The organism is Kitasatospora sp. NPDC059146, assembly GCF_042786665.1.
In the GTDB taxonomy this organism is placed as follows: Bacteria; Actinomycetota; Actinomycetes; order Streptomycetales; family Streptomycetaceae; genus Kitasatospora.
The window spans coordinates 23,349-30,732 of sequence record NZ_JBHZCY010000114.1 but is presented as its reverse complement, the minus strand read 5'-3'; the positions used below and the strand labels follow the sequence as shown (position 1 = coordinate 30,732).

The 7,384-nt window shown below is 71.3% G+C and carries 9 protein-coding genes; 5 read left to right on the top strand and 4 right to left on the bottom strand.

Annotated elements, in window-relative coordinates:
- Positions 1-182: 182 nt before the first annotated feature.
- Positions 183-647 carry a hypothetical protein gene (locus ACFXPX_RS34045; RefSeq protein ID WP_380528153.1) on the bottom strand — a complete coding sequence of 155 codons (465 nt, stop codon included), beginning with the start codon at positions 645-647 and terminating at the stop codon, positions 183-185.
- A 148-nt stretch (positions 648-795) separates the two neighbouring features.
- On the bottom strand, positions 796-1,482 hold the full coding sequence (locus tag ACFXPX_RS34040) for a type III effector protein (RefSeq protein WP_380528156.1): 687 nt from the start codon (positions 1,480-1,482) through the stop codon (positions 796-798).
- Between the two features lie 114 nt (positions 1,483-1,596).
- Here ACFXPX_RS34040 and ACFXPX_RS34035 point away from each other — a divergent pair, with 114 nt between their 5' ends.
- From ACFXPX_RS34035 to ACFXPX_RS34020, 4 genes are all read left to right on the top strand, one after another.
- Entirely contained in the window at positions 1,597-2,034 is a 438-nt protein-coding gene (locus ACFXPX_RS34035; RefSeq protein WP_380644365.1) for an Hsp20/alpha crystallin family protein, read from the top strand.
- Between the two features lie 376 nt (positions 2,035-2,410).
- The gene (locus tag ACFXPX_RS34030; protein ID WP_380528161.1) at positions 2,411-2,845 is read left to right on the top strand and encodes an Hsp20/alpha crystallin family protein; all 435 of its coding nucleotides are present in this window, start codon (positions 2,411-2,413) and stop codon (positions 2,843-2,845) included.
- A 392-nt stretch (positions 2,846-3,237) separates the two neighbouring features.
- Positions 3,238-3,468, top strand: a complete 231-nt coding sequence (locus ACFXPX_RS34025) for a hypothetical protein (protein ID WP_380644364.1) — start codon at positions 3,238-3,240, stop codon at positions 3,466-3,468.
- 266 nt (positions 3,469-3,734) lie between these two features.
- Positions 3,735-4,097 carry a hypothetical protein gene (locus ACFXPX_RS34020; protein ID WP_380528167.1) on the top strand — a complete coding sequence of 121 codons (363 nt, stop codon included), beginning with the start codon at positions 3,735-3,737 and terminating at the stop codon, positions 4,095-4,097.
- A gap of 458 nt (positions 4,098-4,555) precedes the next feature.
- Here the strand turns inward: ACFXPX_RS34020 and ACFXPX_RS34015 are convergent, their stop codons facing one another.
- Positions 4,556-4,720 (bottom strand): hypothetical protein, encoded by a 165-nt coding sequence (locus ACFXPX_RS34015; protein ID WP_380528169.1) that lies wholly within the window; start codon positions 4,718-4,720, stop codon positions 4,556-4,558.
- 27 nt (positions 4,721-4,747) lie between these two features.
- The gene (locus ACFXPX_RS34010) at positions 4,748-5,104 is read right to left on the bottom strand and encodes a PRC-barrel domain-containing protein (RefSeq protein ID WP_380644363.1); all 357 of its coding nucleotides are present in this window, start codon (positions 5,102-5,104) and stop codon (positions 4,748-4,750) included.
- Between the two features lie 1,536 nt (positions 5,105-6,640).
- Between ACFXPX_RS34010 and ACFXPX_RS34005 the strand changes: the two genes are divergently transcribed.
- Positions 6,641-6,922, top strand: coding sequence for a MerR family transcriptional regulator (locus tag ACFXPX_RS34005; protein WP_380644366.1), 282 nt, complete (start codon positions 6,641-6,643; stop codon positions 6,920-6,922).
- The last annotated feature ends 462 nt before the right edge of the window (positions 6,923-7,384 follow it).

Below are 7,384 nucleotides of genomic sequence, written 5' to 3'. Positions count from 1 at the left end.
TCCTTGTTCGAGTAGATCGAGTGGATCACCAGCTGCAGCAGCTGGCGGGTCTCCGCCTGGAACTCCAGCGTCTGGGTCGGGCTGGCCACGGGAGGTGTCTCCTTCGGTGGAAAGGGTTCGGGTCGGGTCAAGTCGCCGGGGCAGGCCGGGCGGGTGTGCCGCGCGGTCGGCTCCGGGGGTATTCAGATGCGGCTGAGGGGCTGGTAGGGCTGTTCGGGGCGGGCGGTGCCGGGTCGGGCGGTGCCGTAGCAGGACAGGAAAAGCTTCCAGCCGTCGCGGCATTCCAGCGTGGCGCCGTATCGCACCGCCGGCGGATCCGGGCGTGTGCTGTACCGGTCGACGCGAACAACGTCGCTGGACGCGCCGTCGGCCGTCGCGGCGGCGACCAGGGCCTGCTCGACGAGGGCAACCGCAACAGGCCGGCCCGTCAGGTCCGGCACCTGCGTCTTCTCGGTGGCAGTACCAGCGGGGGCCTGGGCGGGGGCGGAGCCGCTGGCACCGGTGATGCTCCACCACACCTGGCCGCCCCCGTCCAGGGTCACGGCCAGTCCGTAGGGGCTGTCGTCGCCGCGCCTGTCGGCGGCGGCGATGCCCGGGATCTCGGGGGTGCGTGTGATCAGCAGCTGCTGCAGGTCGGCTGGAGTCATGGGCGTCGGCTGGGATCGGAGTACGGATGGTCTTCACATGAGGGCCCGCGGCGTCGGCCGTCGCTCTGCCTGCCGGGGCGGGCCTTCGACTTTGGAGCGGGTCAGCTGTGCGTAGGCCGCGGCCCGGATGGGGCGCTACCGGGGGTGGTCACGGACCGGCCGGGGGTGTGCGGCGCTGCCGTCCGCTGTCGGCCCGCAGCTGGCCGGTTCGGGTGGTGAGCTCGTCGAGGCGGCCGGCGATCGTCGGGTGGTCCGCTTCCAGGAAGGGCCGGGTCTCGGCGAGCGGGGCGAGCAGGCGGGCGGGGTCGTTGTCGCCGAGCGCGTCCAGCAGGCGTTCTATGGCGGGCGCCGCCGAGGTGGTGAGGCCGTCCAGGGCGCCGATCTGCCCGGCGAGGCGGCGCAGGTCCGCGGCGTTGTCGCGAGCCCAGGTGGTCACCGCGCGGTCGGCGGCACGCTGGTCGCGGACCGCCTGGACGCGCTGCTCGCCGGTGCTGCCAGCCTCGGTGCCGGCGTCGGCGTTCGGGCGCATGCGCAGGTAGCGGCGCTCGGCGGCCTGGCGGCTCTGGACGCCCATCGGTTCGGCAAGGTCGGCCCAGGTGGCGCCGGCCCCGCGGGCGGTCTCGATCAGACCGCTCTCCCAGCCGGCGAGTTCCTCACGCAGGTGACGCAGCAGCAGGAGCGCTGACAGCGCACCGCCCGGGTCGTGCTGGCCCGCGTCGTCCGGAGGTGCGTGGCGGGCGGTGCGGGCAGCGGCGTCCATCATGCCCAGCGCGGCAGCGGCGGCCAGGAACGAGGCCGGGCCGACCCCGGCCGTGCCGGTGTCCTGCGTATCCATGTCGTCACTCTTTCGCTGACTGGGTGTTTGTCATCGTCTGGATGACATGCTACAACGGTTCGTGTCGCACCGCACCGGTGCGAACAAGAGCTTCTGGACCGGAGGTGTCCGACGATGTCCATGCGCACTGCGGTGACCCACCAGGCGCCCCCCACAGCCGGGTCGCGGCCGGCCCCGATTCCGATGGACGCCTGGCGCGAGGACGACCGTTTCGTGATCGCGCTCGATGTGCCCGGCGTCCCGCTGGAGGCGATCGAGGTCGAGGCACTGGGGCGGATGGTGACCGTGAAGGCCGAACGCCGTCCCGCCCCCCGCAGTGAGCACGCGCGCACCCAGCTCGCCGAGCGCTCCCACGGGGCGTCCGAGCGCCGGATCCACCTGGCCGAAAGCCTCGACCCGGGCCGTATCACGGCCCACCTGCAGGACGGCGTCCTGACCCTCACCGTCCCCACCGCCTCGGCCTCCCGGGCCCGCAAGATCGCCATCCGGGCCGGCGAGGCCGGACAGCCGTCGCCCGTGGAGAGCGGACAGGCCGTCCCCGCAGCGGCGTGACCTGACCCCGCGCGAGCCGACACCATGCCGATCAGGGTTCCGTACCAGCTGTGGGCCCGACTTGGTCGCAGCCCTTCGGCTCGCGGCACGGCAGACCGGAGTTGGACTTGTCACGCATGGTCTTCGCCCTAGCCGGGCGGCCCGGTGCGTCGCCGTCGGTAATCGCGCTGTGGCAGCGACCAACAGCCCGCTCCACACCCCGCCCCTCGGTGGCCTGTCCACGGAAGGCCACCGACGCCGGAGCCCTGACTCCCCAAGACGCCTTGCCATCCGCCATGTCATCTATTCGGCGACATGTCACTGACAGGTGACATGCCTGAGCGGATGCGTGAGCGCGTCGAAGTCGCCCGTTGATACGACGAGGAGGTACTCGACAATGTTGATGCGCACTGACCCCTTCCGCGAGCTGGACCGTTTCACCCAGCAGTTCTTCGGCACGACCGGCACGTGGTCGCGACCGTCCGCGATGCCGATGGATGCCTGGCGCGACGGCGACACGTTCTACGTCCAGTTCGACCTCCCCGGCGTCAGCCCCGACGCGATCGACCTGGACGTCGAGAAGAACACGCTCACCGTCAAGGCCGAGCGCCGCCCCGCGCAGCGCGGCGACAACGCCGAGGTCCAGCTCTCCGAACGCCCCCTCGGCGTCTTCTCCCGGCAGCTGTTCCTCGGCGACGCCCTCGACACCGAGCACATCACCGCCTCCTACGAGGCAGGCGTACTCACCCTCACCATCCCGGTCGCCGAGACCGCCAAGCCCCGCAAGATCCACATCAGCGGCGGCAGCGACCACAAGGAACTCCAGGCCTGACCCCCCCATCGGCCTGGTGCCCCAAAGGAAACCGTGCCGCGCGGGCGGAACACCCCCGCCGCCCGTGCGGCACCCCTGACCCGCGCCGTGCGCCGAATCGCGCAGGAGAGGCTGTTCAAAGCAGCAAGCTGATCAGCTGCTAGAGCCGCACTTTGCGGGGCGCCAGTTCAGATCCCCGCCCGGAAGACCGTCCTCGCAGCGTACGCCGACGTCCGGATACAGCTGCCGCAACTGCCGCACCGCTGCGTCGGAACCTGCCCTCAAAACCGCACGACCGCTGATCGAATGCCGTTGGGCGGTCGCGTCGCGCTGCGGCACCCGACGGCCAGGTCGCTACCCGAGGTGTCCACGGGGTGACCTAGCCGCCGGGTGGCGGCGACTACGAGGTGGCGGTGAGCGACAGCCCGGGGAAGACGCGCTTCGGCCCGTCCGGTTCGGCGGCCGCCGTCCGGGTCCAGGCGCCGCTCAAGCGGTTCGCCGTCGGCGACCGAGTCACCCACGACCGCTATGGCCTCGGCCGGGCCATCGGCGTCGAAGGCGACGGCGACATCGCCGTACTCGTCGACTTCGGATCGCGGCAGGAACGCATCACCCAGCCGTACGCCGCGATGTTCAAACTCTGACCCCGGGCGCCCCGCGCTTCGCGGCCGAACGTGCCGCACCGCTCGCGGGCGGTCCCCGCGCCGAGGCGACGGCGCACCGTTGCCTCGGCATCATCTGGGGGCTCTTGCCCCGGCCATTGACCGCCGCGCAGCAGCCGGCCTGCCTTCGCGGCAGCGGGGACCCGTCGAAGCCCGGCCGCGTAGGCCGGCGACACCCCGTGCGCACTGCAGTCACCGCCTTGAGGCGGACTCCCGGACACCGACCGCCGTGTCCTAATCTGGGACTCATGTCGAACCCTGACGGGCTGCTCGTCGACATCGCCGCGATGGTCGAGTCCGAGCACACCAACCAGATGTCCTTGACCGTGGTGGTCCCCGGCGCAGTGATCACCGGCCGGCTCGCGCCGATTTCCCTGTGGTGGGAGCGGGTGGCGGAGGTCCTTCAGGCCTCTGAGCACCTGAAGCCGTTCGCCGCTCTCTTCGCGCCGCCCGCCGAAGGCCCGCCCGCGCGGCCCACCCACCTCCACCTCCACCGCGCGAAAATCCTGCAGGGCAACTTCGCCCTGCCCCACACCGGCGGCATGTACCGCATCGCCATCGAGGACATCAGCAGCTGGACGATCGGGGACCTCGGTTACTCCGACAGCTGAGACGGTGAGTAGGAGGCCAAGTGCCCGCTTCGAGGCTGGAGCCGGGTGAGGCGGGCCGGTCGTGAGTCCGATCGCCAGGCTGTGAGCGGAGCGAGGAGTCGGGCCCGCGCCAACCTGCGGTCTGGAAGCCGCTGGAGCGTCACCCCGGCTCCAGGTCGGTCCGGGGGGCGCTGAGCCTGACCGGCGGAGACCTGCCGCAGTTCGCTTCGGCAGGCGGCGGCGGTCAGGTCACCGCGGTCGTACGGGAGTGCGTAGCCACACGGGAGTTGGGTCGGCAGGCGGCACATAAGGCGCTCGCCGTCGAGGCTGGTGAGGGCGGCGCCGGTGTGCCGGCGGGTGGCTTCGGTGGTGGTGTCCAAGGGCTGGGGGAGGGGGATCTGCGAGGCGAAGGCGGTCTCGGGTGCACGTCGGAGTGCGTCCGAGACCGCGGCGGGGGCCGAGTGTTGCGGGGCGGACTGTCAGCGCAGGGCGCGTCGGTGCCTGGTCGAGCGCACGGCGAGGAAGGCCACGTCGGCGACGAGGAGCACGATGCCGATGACGAGCAGGTAGATCAGCCCGTGGACGACGGCGCCGACGAGGCCGAGCACGATGGCGATGAGGACCACGAGGAGGAACAGGGCCATGACATGCCTCCTTGGTCGGGTGATCGGTCAGCGCCGGGCGAGCTGGCGCTCGCCTGCGGCGCCGCTCTGGTAGGCGAGGTTGTAGTGCCGGAAGACCGCTTCCTCGTCCTCGGCGGGCAGGACGTCGTCCGTGCCGATCGCGGGGCAGTCCTTCACCAGGGCCTTGTCGTAGACGACCTTGACGTATCCCGGACCCACCGTTGCTCCGTCGAGGGGTACGAAGACCAGGCGGTGGCGGGTGGGCAGGCCGACCTGCACGGTGGCCATGGCCGCCTCGTCGGTGCTGGTGTCCACGTAGATCGCCTCCAGCGTGCCGATCTTGTGGCCCCCCGAGTCCACGACGTCGTGGGTGCGCCACTCGCGGATGTCCCCTACCTGGATCATTGAGGCTCCCTTCACGCCGCTGTGCCGGTCGCGGGTCGGGCCCGTGGCCGGTGGTCCGTATCTCTCAGGGTGCCCCGTCTGCGGGCGGACACCAACTCCCGCGCCGGTTCCAACCACACCAGCAGTCGGCACCCCTCCTCCACGCCGGCGTCCGGCCGGCTCCACGCCTTGGGCCTGCCGCGCCAGGCCCTCGATCCCCTCATCGTCACCGAAGACCGGTCGGACCCGGCCCACCCGCGCCGGACCGGGCTGGCGGACCTGGTCGCGCTGCGGCGGGCGGGCCGTTGGCCAACGCGTCGCGCAGTGCGTAGGGCGCCGCAGCGTCCGCGCACTCCGCCAGATCCGGCAGAAGCCCCCGGATGCGCGGTACCGGGCTGGCTGCCGGGGTACCGACGGACAGCCGCCGTGGCACCGGGCGGTGTCGAGGGCGTCGCGCAGGGCGGGCAGATCGGCGATGGCGGCCTGTTCGGCGAAGCGGGCCAGCAGCCGGCGCAGGACCCGTTCGTCCCGGTCACGGACGGCTTCGCCGATGGCGGCCACCAGCGACGCCTTGGTATGCGGGTCGGGGGTGCGCCCGTGCGGCGCGGTCTGCCGCCCTTCCACTGTTCGCCTCCCGTTCGATCCGTTCGCGCTCCTGAGCCGCTGAGCGTGGCTTCCTCCGTCATGCGGCTGCGCCTGCGGGCCCGGTCCGTCCGGCCCCCGCGCGGGACGGAGAATACCTCCCCGGCGGACACGGAAAAATCTGTGCTCGCTGGAGTAGACATTGCCTGGTGTCGTGGCTAGTGTTTCTCTCGTAAACGCGGTCAAGTGGTACCCGCCAGACACGAACTGGCGGGCAGTAGTACGGAAGTTCGCAGGTCGGCACGGTGGCAGGGTCCTGAAGCCAGGATGGTGCAGTAAGGCGACAGGACCGGCGGCCGGGCCGGGCGGCCCGCAGTGATCAGGGGTCCGCCAAGGAGCGGTACCGCGGTAGATGCAGGTGCAGTACCAGCAAGTGAAGTTGAGTTGAGCGGTACCAGCAGTCGCGGTACGCGGTATCCCAGTGAAGGCGCCAGGCTGCGGGCGCGCGTGCTGGGAGTCCGGCAGTGGGGTTCCAAGCCGAGCAGGTGAGCAGGACGGGCAACGGGGCTGGCTGTCGGACCAGGCAGTTGAAGTTCAGCAGTACAGAGCAGTTCGCTAATCAGTCAGTACAGAGGATGAACGGAGGGACAGAGCGCCATCAGGATCGCCCGGCCCGTGAAGACGTCACCCGGGCGGACACCGCAGACCCCCTTTTGAGCAAGAGGACGGTGGTTTCCGGTCACGCATACGCGATCCCCGCACTTCCCCTCCCCCGGGGAGTAGCGGAACAAGGAACCCGGCCCAGGCCGGTAGATGGTGTTTTTCCCCTTCGGGGCCCCGGAGCCGCCACGGCGCCGGGGCCCCTCGACGCATTCCCCAGGAACCAAGAGAGGTGCAGTGACTACGACGACCGACAGGCCCCACACCCCCGAGACCCCCGACTCCTTCGACGACGACGACTACCCCGCCTACACCATGGGGCGCGCCGCCGAGATGACCGGCACCACCGCCGGCTTCCTGCGCGCCCTGGGCGAGCAGGGCCTCATCACGCCGCTGCGCTCCGGCGGCGGCCACCGCCGCTTCTCCCGCTATCAGCTGCGCATCGCGATGCGAGCCCGCGACCTCGTCGACCGGGGCACCGCCATCGAGGCCGCCTGTCGCATCGTCATCCTCGAAGACCAACTCGAAGAAGCCCTGCGCATCAACGAACAACTCCGCCGCTCCCAGCACGGCCAGAAGCCCGCCGCCGACACCTGACCCACCTGCCGCCCTGCGGTGAGTGCCAGGCGCTCACCCCACGCCGTCCCGATCGCTGGTCTGCCGCACTGGCGGGGACCAGTGCGGGGACGCCCGGAAAGGCCGCCCGCAGCCATCCCCGGAGTTCACGCCCGGGGTGTCTGCAACCGTTCTGCCCGGTCATGACGCGTGCCCCGCGGCGGCGCCACGGGCCAGGCATGCTTCTCCTTGGTCGGACCATGCTTACGCCCCCCACAGCGGGCGTGCCCGCCCTCGCTCCGCGACCGCCCGCGTCATGAGCGCCGTATCCGTGGACGCCGAAGCAACCCTGTCAAGGTCCGTCCTCCTTGTGGGCCGGACCGCACAAGCCGCGCGCCAAGCGCGCAACTGCGCCGTCCCACCTCGCTCTTGACCTGGTCGCGCCCGCCCGCCGGCGGTGCGCCTGTGCGTGCGGGTGCTCTACCAGAGCGCTCGGCCCGCTAC

What these genes read in the sequence shown, in the direction of transcription:
- ACFXPX_RS34030 (WP_380528161.1), top strand. Translation starts at nt 2,411, where the DNA reads ATGTTGATGCGCACTGACCCCTTCCGCGAGCTGGACCGTTTCACCCAG.
- ACFXPX_RS34010 (WP_380644363.1), bottom strand. Translation starts at nt 5,104, where the DNA reads ATGATCCAGGTAGGGGACATCCGCGAGTGGCGCACCCACGACGTCGTG.
- ACFXPX_RS34005 (WP_380644366.1), top strand. Translation starts at nt 6,641, where the DNA reads ATGGGGCGCGCCGCCGAGATGACCGGCACCACCGCCGGCTTCCTGCGC.
- ACFXPX_RS34020 (WP_380528167.1), top strand. Translation starts at nt 3,735, where the DNA reads ATGTCGAACCCTGACGGGCTGCTCGTCGACATCGCCGCGATGGTCGAG.
- ACFXPX_RS34045 (WP_380528153.1), bottom strand. Translation starts at nt 647, where the DNA reads ATGACTCCAGCCGACCTGCAGCAGCTGCTGATCACACGCACCCCCGAG.
- ACFXPX_RS34035 (WP_380644365.1), top strand. Translation starts at nt 1,597, where the DNA reads ATGTCCATGCGCACTGCGGTGACCCACCAGGCGCCCCCCACAGCCGGG.
- ACFXPX_RS34040 (WP_380528156.1), bottom strand. Translation starts at nt 1,482, where the DNA reads ATGGATACGCAGGACACCGGCACGGCCGGGGTCGGCCCGGCCTCGTTC.
- ACFXPX_RS34015 (WP_380528169.1), bottom strand. Translation starts at nt 4,720, where the DNA reads ATGGCCCTGTTCCTCCTCGTGGTCCTCATCGCCATCGTGCTCGGCCTC.